Source organism: Streptomyces sp. NPDC087844, assembly GCF_044742785.1.
GTDB lineage: Bacteria > Actinomycetota > Actinomycetes > Streptomycetales > Streptomycetaceae > Streptomyces.
Window position 1 is genome coordinate 83,118 of sequence record NZ_JBIUVD010000010.1, and the last position, 17,525, is coordinate 100,642.

Genomic DNA, 17,525 nt, shown 5'->3' on the forward strand with positions numbered 1-17,525 from the left:
CGGTTGCGGTGGTCCGGCGTTCCCGATGCCCACCACAGCACCCGCCCGCGGCCCGATCGTCGTCACGGGCGCCGGAACGGGGATGGGGGCGGCGACCGCGCGTGAACTCGCCCGCCGGCGCCTCCACGGGCGATCCGGGCGGCGGTTCCCCCTGTCGCCGCCGACCTCCGCCCGTATCGCAGAAACGCCCGTCAGGCCGCGCCGGGCCGGGCCGCCTACGCGGGCAGTGCGCCGCTCTGTGCCGCCTTGCGGTGGCGCGCGGACAGGCGGGAGCCGGACTCGCGTCGGGCGGCGCGTCGCAGCAGGGGCACCGCGAGGAGGAATCCGAGGACCGCCCAGGCGGTCAGGACCAGGGCGACCATGGGCAGTTCCCAGGAGCCGGCCGCCTCGGCGGTCCGTGCCGTGTCGGGGAGCAGCGCCGAACGCAGGCCCTGTGCCATCCACTTGAGCGGGAAGACCGCGGCCACCTGCTGGACCGGCACGGGCAGTGAGGTGATGGGGAACACCGTTCCGGAGGTGAACAGGAGCCCCATCGTCGGCAGCATGATCAACGCCAGCGCCTCGCGCGGGTTGGGCAGCACGGCGCCGATGGCCGCGCCCAGCGGTACGACGGCGAGCATCGGCGTCATCGTCCTGCCCCCGAGTCGTGCCGCTGTCGTGGCGGTGTTTCGGCCGCCGTCGGAGGCCCGGCGCCCTCGACGATCGCGCGGAGGGCCGCGACATGCCCCTCGAAGGCGGCACGGCCGCGCTCCGTCAGCCGCACTCTGGTACGCCGCTTGCGGCCGCCACCTTCCTTGTGGAGCTCCAGATATCCGGCCTCTTCCAGGGTGTGCAGCTGTTTGGAGAGCGCTGAGTCGCTGAGCGAGAGGCTGTCGCGGACGAACGCGAAGTCCGCCCATTCGGTGGCGGCGAGCAGCGCGACCACCGACAGCCGGGTGGCGGGATGGATCAGCTCGTCGAAGCCGGCGGGAATGCTCATCGGTCCGCCCCCGCACCCGTTTCTCTCGTGCTGCCCGCTTCCGTGTGTGCCGCCTCCGCGCCACGGCCTCGCGCCGACCCGGCCGCCCAGCGACTCGTCGGTCCGACGAACAGCACGAACACCGTCGCCGAGACGGTGGCCTGGACCAGACCGGCGGACATCGGCTCCAGCGAATCGACGAGCCGACCGGACAGCAGGGCCGTCCCGCCGGTCACCACCGCCCCCGCGACGAACGTGGCGACCATGCGCCGGGTGCACCGGGTGCGGTGCAGACGCACCCGGCTCCGGCGGTTGTGGCGCACGGCCAGCGCGCCCAGCGCCGCGACGTACGCGGCCATGACCAGCCCCACGGCCCATCCGGGCAGTTCCAGGCCGAGCCCGGCCAGGAAGAGCCACATGAGCGCGGCCGTGACCCAGAGGTCCCCCGAGCCGCCCGCGGCGGACCGCTCGACCTCGTCGTACACCCGCTCCTGCGGCACACGGATGCGCTGCAGATCCCTCCAAGCCTGTTCGGCATCGATCGACATGCCCACGCCCCCACTCGCCCGTCGCCACTCGGCTTTCCCACTCGGAAAGCTATCTTCGACTTTCCCGTTGGGCAAGTCGGCGAAGGCTCCGGGCGCGGTTGCGCCGCGCCATCACTGAGACTCCACCCGGGGGTGCGCCTTCGATGGCGTCCGAAGTGGTGCGGCGTGCGGCCCGTCCCGCTTCCCTCGGTTTGGTACCTTTCACTGGACACGAAAATCGATCGGATGTTCGTTTATCCAGACCTCCGAGACGTCCGTTGTCGGCAGTAGACGCTCACGTCCTCCGACGTGCGGCGCGCCACTCAATCGGACCGGGTGAAGCTCATGGCAGGTACCGACCAGGAAAAGGCGCTGGACACCGCGCTCGCACAGATCGAGCGGAAATTCGGCAAGGGCGCGGTGATGCGTCTCGGCGAGCGACCCAATGAGCCCATCGAGGTGATCCCCACCGGGTCGACCGCCCTGGACGTGGCGCTCGGCGTGGGCGGTCTGCCCCGCGGCCGGGTGGTGGAGGTGTACGGGCCGGAGTCCTCCGGCAAGACGACCCTGACCCTGCACGCCGTGGCGAACGCGCAGAAGGCCGGCGGCCAGGTGGCCTTCGTGGACGCGGAGCACGCCCTCGACCCCGAGTACGCGAAGAAGCTCGGCGTCGACACCGACAACCTCATCCTGTCGCAGCCGGACAACGGTGAACAGGCACTGGAGATCGTCGACATCCTGATCCGCTCCGGCGCGATCGACCTGATCGTGATCGACTCCGTCGCGGCTCTCGTGCCGCGGGCCGAGATCGAGGGCGAGATGGGCGACTCCCACATGGGTCTGCAGGCCCGTCTGATGAGCCAGGCGCTCCGCAAGATCACTGGCGCGCTCAGCCAGTCGAAGACCACCGCGATCTTCATCAACCAGCTCCGCGAGAAGATCGGCGTGATGTTCGGCTCGCCGGAGACCACGACCGGTGGCCGGGCGCTGAAGTTCTACGCCTCGGTGCGCCTCGACATCCGTCGTATCGAGACCCTGAAGGACGGCACCGACGCGGTCGGCAACCGCACCCGCGTCAAGGTCGTCAAGAACAAGGTCGCCCCGCCCTTCAAGCAGGCCGAGTTCGACATCCTCTACGGGCAGGGCATCAGCCGAGAAGGCGGCCTGATCGACATGGGCGTGGAGAACGGCTTCGTCCGCAAGGCCGGCGCCTGGTACACGTACGAGGGCGACCAGCTCGGCCAGGGCAAGGAGAACGCGCGCAAATTCCTCAAGGACAACCCCGACCTCGCCGACGAGATCGAGAAGAAGATCCTGGAGAAGCTCGGAATCGGGACACCGGCGAAGACCGCGGTCGCAGAGGGCACAGGCGCCGTCCCGGCCCCCGACACCGCCCGGACCCCGGCGGGAAACGCCACCTGACAGGCACGGGCGCGGCCCGCTCGGGAGGGCCGGGCGTCCGGGCTCCCTGGCGCGGTCGTCGAGCGCATTGCAGAGGCCGTGGAGCACGCCGCGGTAGGCCCCTCCGTCGCCGCCCCGAACGCAGCCGGCAGCGCGGCATCCTCATACGCCTCCCTGCACGTGACCTTGGCTGCCGCAAGGTTGATACTGCCGAGGGCAGCCCTTCCGTCAACCCTCATCCGACCGCGCCGCACAACTGACAGGCCGTCGGTGAAGTCGGCGGCAGGTGAGCCTCGATACCGCCACGACCCGCCCCCAGCCGCTACGGACCGCCAGGATCCAGAACTCGCGCCACACCCTTTGACCAGCAAAGACGCAGGTCGGACGCCCGCCTGCTGAGCTCCCCAGGAGGTACAGATGAAAATGCTCATCAACGTCGCGGAGACCGTTGTGGCGGACGCGCTGCGGGGTATGGCCGCCGCGCACCCCGAGCTGACCGTGGATGTCGAGAACCGGGTGATCGTGCGGCGGGACGCCCCGGTGGCCGGGAAGGTGGGGATCGTCTCGGGCGGCGGGTCGGGGCACGAGCCGCTGCACGGCGGATTCGTAGGTCCCGGAATGCTGTCCGCCGCCTGTCCCGGCGAGGTGTTCACGAGCCCGGTGCCGGACCAGATGGTACGGGCCGCCGCCGCCGTGGACAGCGGCGCCGGAGTGCTGTTCATCGTGAAGAACTACACCGGTGACGTCCTCAACTTCGACATGGCCGCGGAACTGGCCGAGGACGAGGGCATCCAGATCGCGAAGGTTCTCGTCGACGACGACGTGGCGGTCACCGACAGCCTCTACACGGCCGGCCGCCGCGGCACCGGCGCCACGCTGTTCGTGGAGAAGATCGCGGGCGCCGCGGCCGAGGAGGGCCGGCCTCTGGAGCAGGTCGAGGCGCTGGCCCGCCAGGTCAACGAGAACTCGCGCAGTTTCGGTGTCGCGCTCAGCGCCTGCTCCACGCCCGCCAAGGGCAGCCCCACCTTCGATCTGCCCGCCGGGGAACTGGAGCTGGGCGTCGGGATCCACGGTGAGCCCGGCCGGGAGCGACGGGCGATGATGACCTCGCGGGAGATCGCCGACTTCTCGGTGAACGCCATCCTGGAGGACATGAACCCGCGCAACCCCGTCCTGGTCCTGGTGAACGGCATGGGCGCCACTCCCCTGCTGGAGCTGTACGGCTTCAACGCGGAGGTGCAGCGGATCCTGGTCGACCGCGGGGTCCCGATGGCCCGCACCCTCGTCGGGAACTACGTCACCTCGCTCGACATGGCCGGCGCCTCGGTGACCCTGTGCCAGGTCGACGAGGACCTGCTGCGGCTGTGGGACGCGCCGGTGCGTACCGCGGGTCTGCGCTGGGGTATGTGAGGAGCCGCTCCCTCTTCTCGTACCTGCCGGCGCGACCCGGCAACACCACTACCACGCAAGGAGATCCAGTGCTCGACGCCGACTTCTTCCGCCGTTGGATGACGGCGACCGCCGTGTCCGTGGAACACGAGGCGGAACGGCTCACCGCCCTCGACTCGCCGATCGGCGACGCCGATCACGGCAGCAATCTGCTGCGCGGCTTCCGGGCCGTCGCGGCCGTCCTGGAGAAGGACGAGCCGGCCACACCGGGTGCCGTCCTGACCCTCGCCGGACGCCAGTTGATCTCGACGGTGGGCGGCGCCTCGGGCCCGTTGTACGGGACTCTGCTCCGGCGCACCGGCAAGGCACTCGGTGACGCCGCCGAGGTCGACGAGCGGGAGTTCGCGCAGGCACTGCGCACCGGCGTGGACGCCGTGATGCAGCTCGGTGGCGCGGCGCCCGGCGACAAGACGATGATCGACGCGCTCCTGCCGGCGGTCGACGCGCTGGGGCAGTCCTTCGCCGCGGCACGGTCCGCCGCGGAGGAGGGCGCCCAGGCGACCACACCGCTGCAGGCACGCAAGGGCAGGGCGAGCTACCTGGGCGAACGCAGCATCGGGCACCAGGATCCGGGGGCCACCTCCTCGGCGATCCTGATCGCGGCGCTCGCGGAGACGGCCGGTGAGTGATCTCGTGAACGGTCGGACGGCCGAAGGTGACGGTGCGAAGCTCGTGGGCGTCGTGCTCGTGTCGCACAGCGCCGCGGTGGCCGCCTCGGTCGCCGAACTGGCGACGGGGCTCGCGGGCGGCGGCGCGCTCGCTCCGGTCGCGGCGGCGGGCGGTGACGGGGACGGCGGGCTGGGCACCAGTTCCGAGCTGATCTCCGCCGCTGCAGCCGCCGTGGACCGCGGTGCCGGTGTCGCCGTACTGACCGACCTCGGCAGCGCGGTCCTCACGGTGAAGGCCCTGCTGGCCGAGGGCGACGAACTGCCGCCGGACACCCGTCTGGTGGACGCGCCGTTCGTCGAGGGCGCGGTGGCGGCGGTCGTCACGGCGTCCGCCGGAGCGGACCTGGCGGCGGTGGAGGCCGCGGCAGCCGAGGCGTACACGTACCGCAAGGTGTGACACCGGTACGTGGAGGTGTGGCACCGGTACGTGTCGGAGGTGGCTCCGGTACGTGTCGCGGGCCGTGGCTCCGGCACGTGTCGCGGGGCATGGGCGGCCGGCCGGTCTCCGCTCAGCCGCGGCCGACGAGTTCGCGGGCGAGCCGCTCCCCCTGGGCCTCGGCCGCCCCGGGGCTCTCGATGGGCGAGGCGCCGGAGCCCTTGAACAGGATGTAGGTGACCCCGGACGCCGCGCCCCCACCCTTCGGGTCGGGGCGCATCCCGAGGTTCCGGGCCAGGGCGTACGAGCCCTCGCCGATGATGTCGTCGGGGCCGATGTCGCCGACGACCGCGTACCGGACACGGTCGCCGTGGATGACCGCGGCGACCGTCCCGCGCCGGACGTCGTGCTCCTGGTGGTTCCAGCGGTGACTCGGCCCGGGCACGACCACGTACGGCAGTCGCTCGGCGCTCAGCTGGCGTCCGTCGGACTGCTGGAAGGCGGTGGTGTCGCAGAAGAGCGGGTCGGTGTGTTCGTTGCAGTGCCGGCCCGGCCTGCCGTCGCAGTCGATGTCCAGGTCGGCCTTCCAGAAGACGGCCTCCCGCCTGCCGCAGACCTCGATGTCCGCGGGCTCGCCGTCGTCGCTGCTGAAGCGGTCGTTCGAGACGGGGGCGCAGTCGCGCACGGCGGCCAGGAGTTCGGTGGCCCGGACCTTCCCTGGGCCCGGTGTCTTCCGTGCGTCCGCGGCGCCGCCCGCACGTGGGACGTTCCCCGCGCTCGGGCCGCCGTACCCGGCACGCTCGTGCCCGGCCTCGGGCGGCGGGGCGGCGCCGGTGGGCGCGGTAGGGGCGGTGGGGGCGATCAGGGCGGCACCCGCCGCGGCCAGCATCAGCGACCGGACACGCACGATAAGAGACCCTCTCCTGAGCGGGCACTGACGAACACTCGGCCCAATCTGGTGGGGGTCCTTCCGTGCGGCCACCGCTGGGGGGCCGTACGGTGCACGTCCGGTGACGCGTCGGGACGTACCGCGTGAGGTGTCGGGTGACGTGTGGGGTGAGGTGTCGTCAGGGGCCGGGTGGCCGGATTCGTCGACGACTCCGGCCACCCGGCCGCCCTCGCCGGCGCGGGATCAGCGACGACAGCGTTCCGCACCGTCGGCATGAACTTCCCCACGACATGGGTGAGTTCATCCGCTTGGAGGATCAGCATACGTAACGTACGGCCGAAATCGCGAACGGCGGCCCTCTTGTTGCGGCCCCACCGAGGACGCCATATTGGTCCGGACCAATCTCGTTGCGGAAAGGTCGAGGGAGGGCAGGGCTGTGCGACGCGTACTCCTGCGAGCCGCCGTGGTCTGGGGCGCGCTGCTCACGATGGTGTCCTGCGGGCTGACCGGGCAGGGTTCGGACGAGGACGGCCGGCCTCCCGCGGCTCCGGCCGGTGTCACCGCGGCGGCGGGCAGCGCGACCAGCGTCCACGTCATGTGGAACCGGGCCTCGGGAAAGCCCGCGGTATCCCGCTACGAGGTGTATCGCGGCAGCACAAAGGTGAAGGAAGTACCCGGCTCCGAGTACATGGTCGACATCACCCGGCTCAAGCCGTCGACCCGTTACGCCTTCTCCGTGCGGGCGCGGGGCGCCGACGGCAGGCTGGGGCCGCCGAGCGAGCCGGTCCGGGCCGGCACGCCCGCCGCGACCGCGGCCGACGAGCGGGCCCCGAGCCGCCCGGAGCGCCCTGGCGGAAAGGCGGTCGGGAACCGGGCCGCCCAGTTGTCGTGGACCCGGTCCGCGGACGACCTGGGTGTGGCCTCGTACGACGTATATCAGGGCGGTACCAAGATCCACAGTGTGGGCGGCGCCCACACGGCGACCGTGGTCACCGGGCTGCGGCCGGGGACGCGCTACTCCTTCACGGTCCGGGCGCGCGACGCGGCGGACAACGTCTCGCCCGCGAGCGAGGCCGTCCGGATCACCACCCCGGCGGGCACCCCCGACGCGAAAGGCACGGACACCGGGACGGGCATGGCGCCCTCCGCGTTCCGCGCCACGACGCATCGCGAGGACGGGGCGTACTACCTCGACCTGTCATGGACCCAGCCTGAGGTGGACGGAGTGATCACGGAGTACCAGATCCAGCTCGACCGGAAGCCGGTCACCTCGCTCGTCTGGGGCGCGACACCTCCGCCCGGCAGGGCGACGTACAGCTTCTACGTGGGCCGGGAGGCCGGACTCAGCCAGCGGGTACGGATCCGGGCGAAGCTGCCGGACGGCACGTGGGGCGCCTTCTCGGCGGAGCGGACGGTGACGACCCGGCTGCCCTGAGGCAGAGCCCGGCCTCCGGGGAATCGTTCACCTGTACGGCCCTGGTCCGCATGCGGAAACGGCGGCCGTCGCATTGGCTCGGTCCGAAGGCAGCACGGGCGTTCCCGACCCTCGGCGGCTCATGGGATGTACCGCCACCGTGCCGCTGGAGGGCAGTCCTATGCGTATGACTCAGACACTCGTCCGCTCCGGGCAGGCCGTGGCGGTCGCCGCGCTGCCGCTGGCCCTTACCGCGGGCATGCCCGGCATGGCCGCCGCGGCCGCCACGGGTATCAACGTGACCACCAGTGGCGGGACGGTGCAGGTGACCACCACCGCGTGTGTCACCAGGTCCAACGGATCGATGGGGAACGCCTCGCTGCTCTCCAGCGGGCAGGCGAACTTCGCGCAGGGACGCCAGGTGACCCTGTCCGGGACCAGCGGCACTCAGTCCGCGGCCTGGTCGAGCGTCACCTCCGGCACCTACACCGTCATCGTGGTGTGCGCCGACGGCACGACGGCGGGCACGCAGTCCGTCACCGTCTCGCCGGTCTCGACACCCACGATCTCGGCGACGGCGTCACCGTCGCGCGGGGTGATGGGCGGTATGGGCAGCACCAGTCAGGACTACGGCACTGTCACCTACGCGGCGGGCGGGGTCCTGGTCGCCGCCGGGGTCGGGGCCACCGTCTGGGTCCTGCGCCGGCGCTCCAAGCCGAACCGCCTGTGACGTAGCCGACCTGCGACTCAGCCACCTTTGACTCGGTCACCCGTGGCCGGTCAGGGTGCGGAGTCCTCGGCCGGGATCCGTTCGAACTCCTCCAGCGCGTGCGTGAGCCAGCCCGTCCAGAAGGTCTCCAGATCGATCCCGGCACGCAGGACGAGGTGCTGGAGCCGCTCCGCGGGAGCGTCCTTGCCGGGTGGGAAGTCGCGCTCCTGGATCTCCTCGTACTCCGCCAACTGCCGCCGGTGCAGATCGAGATGGCGGCGCAGATCCTCTCCGATGCCCGCGGTGCCGACCACCGCCGCCGCGCGCAGCCGCAACAGCAGTGTGTCGCGCAGGGGCTTGGGGTCCTGGGACGCGGCGGTCCAGCGCGCCAGTTCGTCGCGGCCCGCCGGCAGGACCTCGTACCGCTTCTTCTGTCCGCGGGCCGGCTGCTGGGAGGCGAGGGCCCGGATGGAGCCCTCGGCCTCCAGTTTTCCCAGCTCGCGATAGATCTGCTGATGCGTCGCCGACCAGAAGTAGCCGATCGACTTGTCGAAGCGACGGGTCAGCTCCAGCCCCGACGACGGCTTCTCTAGCAGAGCGGTGAGGATCGCGTGCGGGAGTGACATGAGGTCATCCTAGGGACGGGTCCGGGCCGGCTCCGGAGGCCTACAGCGCCGCTGCCAGCTCGGTGCCCTGCTTGATGGCCCGCTTGGCGTCCAGTTCGGCCGCCACGTCGGCGCCGCCGATGAGGTGCACGCTGCGACCCGCGGCGCGCAGTGCGTCGTACAGGTCGCGGCGTGGTTCCTGGCCTGTGCAGAGCACGATGGTGTCGACCGGCAGGACGGAGCTCTCGCCGTCGACGGTGACGTGCAGTCCGGCGTCGTCGATGCGGTCGTACCGGACGCCGGGGACCATGGTGACCCCACGGTGCTTGAGCTCGGCGCGGTGGATCCAGCCGGTGGTCTTCCCGAGCCCGGCGCCGACCTTGGACGCCTTGCGCTGCAGGAGGTGGACGCTGCGCGGCGGGGCCGGCCGCTCGGGGGCGCCGAGGCCGCCGGGGGCCCGGTAGTCCATGTCGACACCCCAGTGCCGGAAGTACGTCGCCGGGTCCTCGCTCGCCTTGTCGCCGCTGTCGGTCAGGTACTCGGCGACGTCGAAGCCGATGCCGCCCGCGCCGAGGATCGCGACCCGGTCCCCGACGGGTGCGCCGTCGCGCAGCACGTCGAGGTATCCGACGACGCTGGGATGGTCCACGCCGGGGATCTCCGGGGTGCGCGGGCCGACTCCCGTGGCGACCACGACCTCCTCGTACGCGGCGAGGTCCCCGTCGTCGACCGGAGTGTTCAACCGTACGTCCACGCCGTGCAGTTCGAGCTGCGTACGGAAGTAGCGGATCGTCTCGTCGAACTCCTGCTTGCCGGGGACCTTGCGGGCCACGTTGAGCTGGCCGCCGATCTCGCCCGCGGCGTCGTAGAGCGTGACGTCGTGGCCGCGCTCGGCAGCACCGACCGCGCAGGCGAGCCCGGCCGGGCCCGCACCCACGACGGCGATCCGTTTACGGGTACGGGTCGCAGCGAGGACCAGTTCCGTCTCGTGGCAGGCGCGCGGGTTCACCAGGCAGGAAGTGATCTTTCCGCTGAAGGTGTGGTCGAGGCAGGCCTGGTTGCAGCCGATGCAGGTGTTGATGGCCTCGGGCCGGCCGGCCCGCGCCTTGCTCACGAAGTCGGGGTCGGCGAGCATCGGGCGGGCCATCGACACCATGTCCGCGTGGCCCTCGGCGAGCAACTGCTCGGCCAGCTCCGGGGTGTTGATGCGGTTCGTCGTCACGAGCGGGATCGACACGGCGCCCATGACCTTCTTGGTGACCCAGGCGTACGCGCCGCGCGGGACCGAGGTCGCGATGGTGGGGATACGTGCCTCGTGCCAGCCGATGCCGGTGTTGATGATGGTCGCGCCGGCGGCCTCGACGGCCTTGGCGAGGGCGATCACCTCGTCCAGGGAGGAGCCGCCCGGGACCAGGTCCAGCATCGACAGCCGGTAGACGATGATGAAGTCCTCGCCGACGGCCTCGCGCACGCGGCGGACGATCTCCAGGGGGAACCGCGTGCGGTTCTCGTAGGAGCCGCCCCAGCGGTCGTCGCGTCGGTTGGTCCCGGTGGCGATGAACTCGTTGATCAGGTAGCCCTCGGAGCCCATGATCTCCACGCCGTCGTAGCCGGCGCTCCTGGCGAGGCGGGCGGTCCTGGCGTAGTCGTCGATGGTCTGCTCGACCTCGTCGTCCGTGAGGGCGCGGGGCGGGTAGGGGCTGATGGGGGCGTGGAGCGCGCTCGGCGCCACCAAGTCCTGGTGGTAGGCGTAGCGGCCGAAGTGGAGGATCTGCATCGCGATCTTGCCGCCTTCGCGGTGTACCGCGGCGGTGATGGCGGCGTGCTGTTCGGCTTCTGCCCCGGTGGTGAGTTTGGCGCCGCCCTCGTACGGGCGTCCCGCCTCGTTGGGGGCGATGCCGCCGGTGACGATGAGGCCGACGCCGCCGCGGGCCCTGGCCGCGTAGAACTCAGCCATGCGTTCGAAGCCGCGCTCGGCCTCTTCCAGGCCGATGTGCATGGAGCCCATGATCACGCGGTTCGGCAGGGTGGTGAAGCCCAGGTTCAGTGGGTTGAGCAGGTGCGGGTAACGGGTCATTGGCCCCTCCGTGCGCGGCGTCGTCCCCATGGTTGTAGACGACGCCCGGGCGTTTATGCAACTAGTTGCAAAAGGGTGGGGGGTCATTGTGACGAGCACCTCGCGTCGGGGCCCCTCCGGGGAGGGGGGCGGAGTTTCGTTTGCGGGTGCGGGTCCGCTGTGGCTGGTTGCGCCGTTCCCCGCGCCCCTCAGGGAATGGGGGCTCGGCAGCGAAGGAACGTGCGGGTCCGTAGCGGTTGCCCGCGCCGTTCCCCGCGCCCCTTCAGGGGGCTGTTGGCACCCTTGGAGGCGCGGGCCGCCGTCGTACAGGGGCGCGGGGAACTGCGCGGCCGGCCACAACGGCCCGCACACGCAGTTCTGCAGCACGCTCCACTCCCTGAGGGGCGCGGGGAACTGCGCGGCCAGCCACGACGGACCCGCACACGAACCCACGACACGCTCCACTCCCTAAGGGGCGCGGGGAACTGCGCGGCCAGCCACAGCGGAGCCGCACACATAGTCCTGCGGCACGCCCCCGAGCGGGGCGCTCAGGCGTAGTCCGGCCGCAGCGGGCGTCGCCCGGTCACGACGTGCGCGTGCAGCTCCTCCGAGACCTCCACGCGCGGCATAAGCCCCGCATCGGCAAAGATCAAGGCCGCCAGCTCCACCTGCCGTTCGCTCGTCTCGACGAGCAGACTCCCCCCGGGCGCGAGCCACTCCGGCGCCTCCGCGACCACGCGACGCAGGACGTCGAGCCCATCCCCTCCCCCGTCGAGCGCGACGAGCGGTTCGTGGTCGCGGGCCTCCGGCGGCAAGAGCCCCACCTCCCCGGTGGGCACGTACGGCACGTTGGCGGCCAGGACCCCGACCCGCCCGCGCAGACCGCGCGGCAACGGCCCGAAGAGGTCCCCCTCGTAGACCCGGCCGCGTTCGCCGACGTTGCGGCGCGCGCAGCGAACGGCCACGGGGTCGATGTCGGCGGCATGCAGTTCGGCGCCGGGGAAAGACGCCACGAGCGCCGCACCCACCGCCCCCGAGCCGCAGCACAGGTCCACGACGACCGGCGACTCGGAGGCGAGGGCGAGGGCTAGGCCGACGGCCTGCCCGACGAGGAACTCGGTGCGTCGGCGCGGCACGAAGACGCCGGGTTCCACCGCGATCCGCAGACCACTGAACTCGGCCCAGCCCAGGACGTGTTCAAGAGGCCGGCCCGCGGCACGACGGTCCACCATGGCGGCGAGTTCGACCGGGGTACGGGCGGCGGTGAGGATGAGTCGTGCTTCGTCCTCCGCGAACACACAGCCCGCGGAGCGGAGCGCGGTGACGACATGGGCGTATGAAGGTGGCATGAAAGCCGAGGAGCCTTTCGGGAAGCCGAAGGGCGCTCTCCGGGCCGACAGGGCCCAGGCCTGGTTCAGGTCACCTGGTGCCGACGAAGCCACGAGGCGGGAGCACCCGAGCTGACACAGCGGTAATGGGGCTCACCTCCTTGGTCCGTCCTGGCCGGTCCTGGTCCGGCACGGCTGGGGCAGTCCTCAGCCGGACGGCAACATTACACGCCGAGGCTCCCGGCCGGGGCGCGGACCCCGAACTCCCCCACCCCACCCCCCTGCAGACCTTCTGATTGCCCTGTACAACCTACGGTTGTAGTGTGCAACCATCCGCGAAGGGACAGACCCGTGAACCCAGCCGTGACCGCGGCCGACGTGGCCATCGAGACGATCCACCACGAGATGACCGCCTTCGCCCGTCGCGCACGGGCCTCGGCCGGCCGTCTGCACCCGGAGCTGTCCCTGGTCTCGTACACGCTGCTCGGTCATCTGGAGGAGAGCGGCGGCTGCCGCGCCACCGATCTCGCCGCCCACTACGCCCTCGACAAGTCCACGGTGAGCCGTCAGGTGTCGGCCCTCGAAGGCGCAGGGCTGATCGAGCGGCGATCCGATGCGCAGGACCAGCGCGTCCAGGTGCTGCACCTCACGTCGGCCGGGACGGAGATCCTCGCCCAGGTGACCGCGAGCCGCCGGGTGGCCTTCCGCGAACGGCTGGCGGGCTGGCCCGAGGAGGATCTGCGACGGTTCGCGGGCTACCTGCTGCGGTACAACACGGCGGGCCCAGGCCCAGGCCCAGGCACAGGCTCAGACCCGGACACGGAGCCGGACCCGGACCCGGAGCCGGACCCGGAGCCGGAGCCCGGGGTGACCGCGTCGCCGATCGACTCGCCCACGAGCGGCTGAGCGGCTGAGCGGCTGAGCGGCGGTTGAACGGCCTCTGAGCGAGCGGCCTCCGGCCCCGACCTCCCCGCCCCTCAGCCGACCACCACCACCCGCCCGTCCGCCGGCCGGTTCGGCCGCTCCGGCACCCGCGCAGCCAGGAACCTCGTCCTGCGCCGCAGCCGGAAGCCCAGCGACTCGTAGAGGCGGACGGCGGTGGTGTTGTCCGCGCCGGTGTGCAGGAACGGGGTCTCGCCCCGGGCGCGTATGCCGTGCGCGACCGCCAGCGTCAGCCGGGTCGCCAGGCCCTGACCGCGGACGGCGGCATCGGTGCAGACCGCGCTGATCTCCGTCCAGCCGGGCGGATGCAACCGCTCCCCCGCCATGGCGACCAGGGCCCCGCCCCGGCGTATCCCGAGATAGGTGCCGAGCTCGACCGTGCGCGGCAGGAACGGGCCCGGTCTGGTCCGCTCCACGAGGGCCAGCATCTCCGGTACGTCGGCGGGCCCCAGCCGCACGGCCTCCGGGTCCGGCGCGGCGGCCAGGCCGTCGTCCACGAACTGCACGCCCTCCGCGCGGAACGTCACCTCCCAGCCCTCCGGGATCTCACCGCGGAAACCGGGCAGCGCGATCTCCTCGCCCGGTCCCGCGAGCACCGCGACGTCGGCCCAGTCACCGGCGTCGGGGTCGTCGGGCAGGGCCAGCCAGGGCGACACGTCGGCCTGGTAGCGCAGCACGCGACCGCGGCGTTCGGCGAAGTGGGCGTGCGGGCCGGTCAGCGAGGCCCGCGCGGGGTTGTCCAGGACGTGGGGCGTGGCGCTCATTCCGCGGCCTCGATGACCTCGATGACCTCGATCACGACCTTGCCGCGGGCGTGGCCGTCCTCGACGGTACGCAGCGCCTCGGCGGCCTCTTCGAGGGGGAAGGTCCGCGTCACCAGGGGGTCGAGACTCCCGTCGACGACGAGCCGGGCCACCTCGTCGAGCACCGCGGCGGTACGGGCCCGTACGACGGGTGAGCCGCCGAGGCCCTCCACGATGTCCTTGCCGCCCGCGGTGATCAGCTTGGTGCGGTCCGTCACCAGCTCGGCCGCGGCCTCCAGGACCTCGCCGCCGACCAGGTCGTACACGGCGTCCACTCCGTCGGGCGCCAGGGCCCGGACGCCCTCGGCGAAGTCCGGACCGGACGGCACGTGTGCGGCGCCGAGCGACTCGACCAGGTCCTTCTTGCCCGCGCTCGCCACGCCGATGACGTTCAGTCCGTCGGCGCGGGCGATCTGGACGACCGCGACGCCCACACCGCCGCCCGCGCCCGTGACCAGCAGGGTCGCGCCCGTCGGGAGGGCCAGCTGGCGTACTCCGTCGTAGGCGGTGGCCGCCGCGACGGGCAGGGTGGCCGCGTCGGTGAAGGAGATCCCGGCGGGCTTGTGCGCGGTCACGGCCACGGGGAACAGCGCGTACTGGGCATAGCCGCCGGCCACGGGGTTGCCGAAGACCGCGTCGCCGACCTCGAATCCCGTGACCCCCTCGCCGATCTCCTCGACCACACCGGCGGCCTCGTTGCCGAGGACGGCGGGCAGCTCACGCCGCTGCTGGCCGGGCCGCTGGTAGCCGGTGCGCTGCTTCCAGTCGACGGGGTTGACGCCCGCCGCCCGGACGGCGACCAGCAACTGGCCGGGCCCGGGGGCCGGCCGGTCCTGCTCGACGAGGGCCTCGGTCTCCGGACCGCCGTACTGGGTGAAGACGTACGCCTTGGGCATCTGCTCCGTCACTCTCCTTCACGCCGATGAGGGCACTGGCCGGCTGTTGACCGGCTCCTGGCCGGCTACTGGCCGGGCACTGGCCGGGCACTGGCCGGGCACTGGCCGGGCACTATCGGGAAGGAAGATCGCGGGTGCGGCTATTCCCGGGAGCCCCCGCACCCGACGAGTGTTCATACGGCGGCAATGATCCCCGGTCGGGTGTCATGGCGGGCCCGGTACCGTGGAGGACGTACGCAACGATCAAGGGCTGGCGTCCGGCCGGCCTGGAGGCACCACTCGCATGAACGTGACCCGATGAACGTCACCCGGGGCTTCGCCGGGCGTCCGCGCGTCCGCGACGACGGACTGCCGCCCGGCCAGTACGACGCCCGCGACGACTGGCCCGTCCTGTCCGCGGAGGTCACGCCGGAGCTGGCGACCGAGCAGTGGACGTTCACCGTCGACGGGCTGGTCGCCGAGCAGCGCACCTGGACCTGGGACGAGGCGCACGCGCTGCCGCCGTCCGCCTACGAGGGCGACATCCACTGCGTGACGAGCTGGTCGAAGTTCGGGGTGCGGTTCGCGGGCGTGTCGCTCGACGTGTTCCTCGATCTCGCCCGCCCGGCCGCCGAGGCCACCCACGCGGTCGCCTACTCGCACACCGGCTACACCACGAACCTGCCGCTCGCCGATCTGACCGGCGGACGGGCCTGGATCGTCTGGGAGTACGGGGACGAGCCGCTGCCCGCCGAGCACGGTGGCCCGGCGCGGCTGATCGTGCCGCACCTGTACTTCTGGAAGAGCGCCAAGTGGATCGCGGGCATCCGGCTGCTCGATCACGACGAGCCGGGTTTCTGGGAGCAGAACGGCTACCACCACCGCGGCAATCCCTGGGAAGAGCAGCGCTACTCCGGTGACTGAGACCTCCATGACCCCGACGACTCCCGCCGCCCCGGCGCTTCCCTCGTCCCCGACGGCTGCCGCCCCCGCGGGCCGGGCGCCCGCGACGCGGTTCGCCGTGCCCGGCCGGATCGCGGTGAGCAACCGCGCCGCGGCCACCTGGCAGCGTGCCACCCTCACCGAGATCCGCCGGGAGACACCGCACGCGGCGACCTTCCGGTTCGCCGTGCCCGCGTGGACGGGGCATCTGCCCGGCCAGCATCTGATGCTCCGGCTGCGGGCGGAGGACGGTTACGTCGCCCAGCGGCACTACTCGATCGCCTCGCCTCCCGACGACGACGGACACGTCGAACTCACCCTCGACCACGTCGACGGCGGGGAGGTGTCCGGCTGGTTCCACACGGTCGCCGAACCGGGCGACGAGGTCGAGCTGCGCGGACCGCTCAGCGGGTTCTTCGCCTGGCCCGGCGACCGGCCCGCCCTGCTGATCGGCGCGGGCTCCGGCGTCGTACCACTGATGTCGATGGTCCGCCACCACCGTGCGCGGAACCTCGCGGTGCCCCTGCGGCTCCTCGTGTCCGCGCGCCGTCCCGAGGAACTGATCTATGCGTCGGAGTACGGCGCCGAGACCACCACGGTGTTCACGCGCGGCGCCCCGGAGGGTGTGGCCGTGGGCCGTGTGGCGGCCTCACATGTGGCTCGGCTCCTGGCCGACCGGCCCGATGGTGGGTGGGAGGCCTATGTGTGCGGCTCGAACGGGTTCGCCGAGCATGCCTCGCGGCTGCTGGTGGACGCGGGCCAGCCGGTGGACCGTATCCGGATCGAACGCTTCGGCTGACCGCCCCGGTCCCGGAACCGAGCCGGTCCCGGCGGCCGTCAGCCGTACGGGACCACGGCGACCGGGCACGTGAAGTGGTGGACCGGGGAGTGCGCTGCCCGTCCCAGGCCCTGGTCCGCCACGGACCGGCCGACGACGAGCAGCCCCGCCCGCGTCGCCCGCGTCGATGCCTTCAGCAGATGGTGACCGGCGTGCCCGTACACGACCTCCCGCGAGACCTCGGTCCGCGGGGACTCGTGGCGCCACGGTTCCAGGACCGCCGCCAGGGCGCGTCCCCCCGGCGTCCTGCTGCGCGCCCTCGCATCCGACGCCCCCGCGCCGCCGTCACCATCGCGCAGCGGCTACAGCGGCTGCAGCGGCTGCAGCGGCTGCAGCGTTTAGGCGTGCACGACGTGCACGGGCACGGCCCGGACAGTCGGCCGCGCCGAAGGCGTAGCCGATGAGCTCGTCGGGCGGGTCGGCCGGGTCGAGCCGCAGGACCACCGGCGGGTACGGGGGCCGGGCCCAGGCTGTGGTGTCCTCGCCCGCGTCGACCGGTACGCGCTCGTCCACGGGGAGTCCGCCCGCGGCCTCGGATGCGGGCGCCAAGCCGCGGACGGACCCGGCGACGGGCACGGACGCGGTGGGTTTGCCGCACGCGTGCAGCAGCCGCAGGGTGAGACGGCGGGGCTCGGCCTCGCGGGCCGCCCGGTCGGCGGTATCGGGACCGGCGCGGGAGCCGTCGACGCTCACGGTGACGGCTCGGATGCTCTTCCTCACGGTGCGCGCCCCTCCCGGTTCACCA

19 protein-coding genes and 1 pseudogene are annotated in these 17,525 nt (G+C 72.2%); 9 read left to right on the plus strand and 11 right to left on the minus strand.

Going from position 1 to position 17,525, the window contains the following annotated elements; genetic code table 11:
* Positions 1–215: 215 nt before the first annotated feature.
* The 3 genes and pseudogenes from ACIOKD_RS20800 to ACIOKD_RS20810 all read right to left on the minus strand — a co-directional run.
* Positions 216–632: pseudogene (locus ACIOKD_RS20800) on the minus strand (ABC transporter permease); the annotation flags it as partial.
* Positions 626–979, minus strand: a complete 354-nt coding sequence (locus ACIOKD_RS20805) for a transcriptional regulator (protein ID WP_402085897.1) — start codon at positions 977–979, stop codon at positions 626–628. The gene ACIOKD_RS20805 and the pseudogene ACIOKD_RS20800, both read right to left, overlap by 7 nt.
* Positions 976–1,506, minus strand: a complete 531-nt coding sequence (locus ACIOKD_RS20810; RefSeq protein ID WP_402085900.1) for a hypothetical protein — start codon at positions 1,504–1,506, stop codon at positions 976–978. The genes ACIOKD_RS20805 and ACIOKD_RS20810 overlap by 4 nt, the downstream gene beginning before the upstream one ends.
* A 324-nt stretch (positions 1,507–1,830) precedes the next feature.
* Between ACIOKD_RS20810 and recA the strand changes: the two genes are divergently transcribed.
* From recA to ACIOKD_RS20830, 4 genes are all read left to right on the plus strand, one after another.
* Complete coding sequence (gene recA, locus ACIOKD_RS20815) at positions 1,831–2,907, plus strand: recombinase RecA (RefSeq protein ID WP_402085903.1); 1,077 nt, start codon at positions 1,831–1,833, stop codon at positions 2,905–2,907.
* 396 nt (positions 2,908–3,303) lie between these two features.
* On the plus strand, positions 3,304–4,296 hold the full coding sequence (gene dhaK, locus ACIOKD_RS20820; protein ID WP_402085905.1) for a dihydroxyacetone kinase subunit DhaK: 993 nt from the start codon (positions 3,304–3,306) through the stop codon (positions 4,294–4,296).
* Positions 4,297–4,364: 68 nt separating this feature from the next.
* Positions 4,365–4,964, plus strand: coding sequence for a dihydroxyacetone kinase subunit DhaL (gene dhaL / locus ACIOKD_RS20825; protein ID WP_402085908.1), 600 nt, complete (start codon positions 4,365–4,367; stop codon positions 4,962–4,964).
* Positions 4,957–5,400, plus strand: a complete 444-nt coding sequence (locus ACIOKD_RS20830) for a PTS fructose transporter subunit IIA (protein WP_402085910.1) — start codon at positions 4,957–4,959, stop codon at positions 5,398–5,400. The genes dhaL and ACIOKD_RS20830 overlap by 8 nt, the downstream gene beginning before the upstream one ends.
* A 112-nt stretch (positions 5,401–5,512) precedes the next feature.
* Here ACIOKD_RS20830 and ACIOKD_RS20835 read toward each other — a convergent pair whose 3' ends face one another.
* A complete protein-coding gene (locus tag ACIOKD_RS20835; RefSeq protein WP_402085913.1) occupies positions 5,513–6,286 on the minus strand; it encodes a glycoside hydrolase family 75 protein in 774 nt (257 codons plus the stop codon).
* A 418-nt stretch (positions 6,287–6,704) separates the two neighbouring features.
* Here ACIOKD_RS20835 and ACIOKD_RS20840 point away from each other — a divergent pair, with 418 nt between their 5' ends.
* A complete protein-coding gene (locus ACIOKD_RS20840) occupies positions 6,705–7,703 on the plus strand; it encodes a fibronectin type III domain-containing protein (protein ID WP_402085915.1) in 999 nt (332 codons plus the stop codon).
* Positions 7,704–7,863: 160 nt separating this feature from the next.
* On the plus strand, positions 7,864–8,412 hold the full coding sequence (locus ACIOKD_RS20845; protein ID WP_402085918.1) for a hypothetical protein: 549 nt from the start codon (positions 7,864–7,866) through the stop codon (positions 8,410–8,412).
* 50 nt (positions 8,413–8,462) lie between these two features.
* Here the strand turns inward: ACIOKD_RS20845 and ACIOKD_RS20850 are convergent, their stop codons facing one another.
* From ACIOKD_RS20850 to ACIOKD_RS20860, 3 genes are all read right to left on the minus strand, one after another.
* Positions 8,463–9,017: a PadR family transcriptional regulator gene (locus ACIOKD_RS20850; RefSeq protein WP_402085921.1), complete on the minus strand. Its 555-nt coding sequence runs from the start codon at positions 9,015–9,017 to the stop codon at positions 8,463–8,465.
* Positions 9,018–9,057: 40 nt separating this feature from the next.
* Positions 9,058–11,073, minus strand: a complete 2,016-nt coding sequence (locus ACIOKD_RS20855; RefSeq protein ID WP_402085923.1) for an FAD-dependent oxidoreductase — start codon at positions 11,071–11,073, stop codon at positions 9,058–9,060.
* A gap of 527 nt (positions 11,074–11,600) precedes the next feature.
* A complete protein-coding gene (locus tag ACIOKD_RS20860; RefSeq protein WP_402085926.1) occupies positions 11,601–12,401 on the minus strand; it encodes a putative protein N(5)-glutamine methyltransferase in 801 nt (266 codons plus the stop codon).
* Between the two features lie 342 nt (positions 12,402–12,743).
* Between ACIOKD_RS20860 and ACIOKD_RS20865 the strand changes: the two genes are divergently transcribed.
* Positions 12,744–13,286 carry a MarR family winged helix-turn-helix transcriptional regulator gene (locus ACIOKD_RS20865; protein WP_402086414.1) on the plus strand — a complete coding sequence of 181 codons (543 nt, stop codon included), beginning with the start codon at positions 12,744–12,746 and terminating at the stop codon, positions 13,284–13,286.
* Positions 13,287–13,357: 71 nt separating this feature from the next.
* Here the strand turns inward: ACIOKD_RS20865 and ACIOKD_RS20870 are convergent, their stop codons facing one another.
* Together ACIOKD_RS20870 and ACIOKD_RS20875 are read right to left on the minus strand one after the other, a co-directional pair.
* Positions 13,358–14,086 carry a GNAT family N-acetyltransferase gene (locus ACIOKD_RS20870; RefSeq protein WP_402085928.1) on the minus strand — a complete coding sequence of 243 codons (729 nt, stop codon included), beginning with the start codon at positions 14,084–14,086 and terminating at the stop codon, positions 13,358–13,360.
* Positions 14,083–15,021, minus strand: a complete 939-nt coding sequence (locus ACIOKD_RS20875) for a zinc-binding alcohol dehydrogenase family protein (protein ID WP_402086416.1) — start codon at positions 15,019–15,021, stop codon at positions 14,083–14,085. The genes ACIOKD_RS20870 and ACIOKD_RS20875 overlap by 4 nt, the downstream gene beginning before the upstream one ends.
* Positions 15,022–15,318: 297 nt before the next feature.
* On the opposite strand from ACIOKD_RS20875, the gene ACIOKD_RS20880 reads away from it, so the two are divergent.
* Complete coding sequence (locus tag ACIOKD_RS20880) at positions 15,319–15,924, plus strand: sulfite oxidase-like oxidoreductase (RefSeq protein ID WP_402085929.1); 606 nt, start codon at positions 15,319–15,321, stop codon at positions 15,922–15,924.
* Positions 15,925–15,931: 7 nt separating this feature from the next.
* Complete coding sequence (locus ACIOKD_RS20885; protein WP_402085933.1) at positions 15,932–16,741, plus strand: ferredoxin reductase; 810 nt, start codon at positions 15,932–15,934, stop codon at positions 16,739–16,741.
* A 38-nt stretch (positions 16,742–16,779) separates the two neighbouring features.
* On the opposite strand, the gene ACIOKD_RS20890 is transcribed toward ACIOKD_RS20885, so the two are convergent.
* On the minus strand, positions 16,780–16,944 hold the full coding sequence (locus ACIOKD_RS20890) for a hypothetical protein (RefSeq protein ID WP_402085935.1): 165 nt from the start codon (positions 16,942–16,944) through the stop codon (positions 16,780–16,782).
* 121 nt (positions 16,945–17,065) lie between these two features.
* A complete protein-coding gene (locus ACIOKD_RS20895) occupies positions 17,066–17,500 on the minus strand; it encodes a hypothetical protein (RefSeq protein ID WP_402085937.1) in 435 nt (144 codons plus the stop codon).
* Positions 17,501–17,525: the final 25 nt, after the last annotated feature.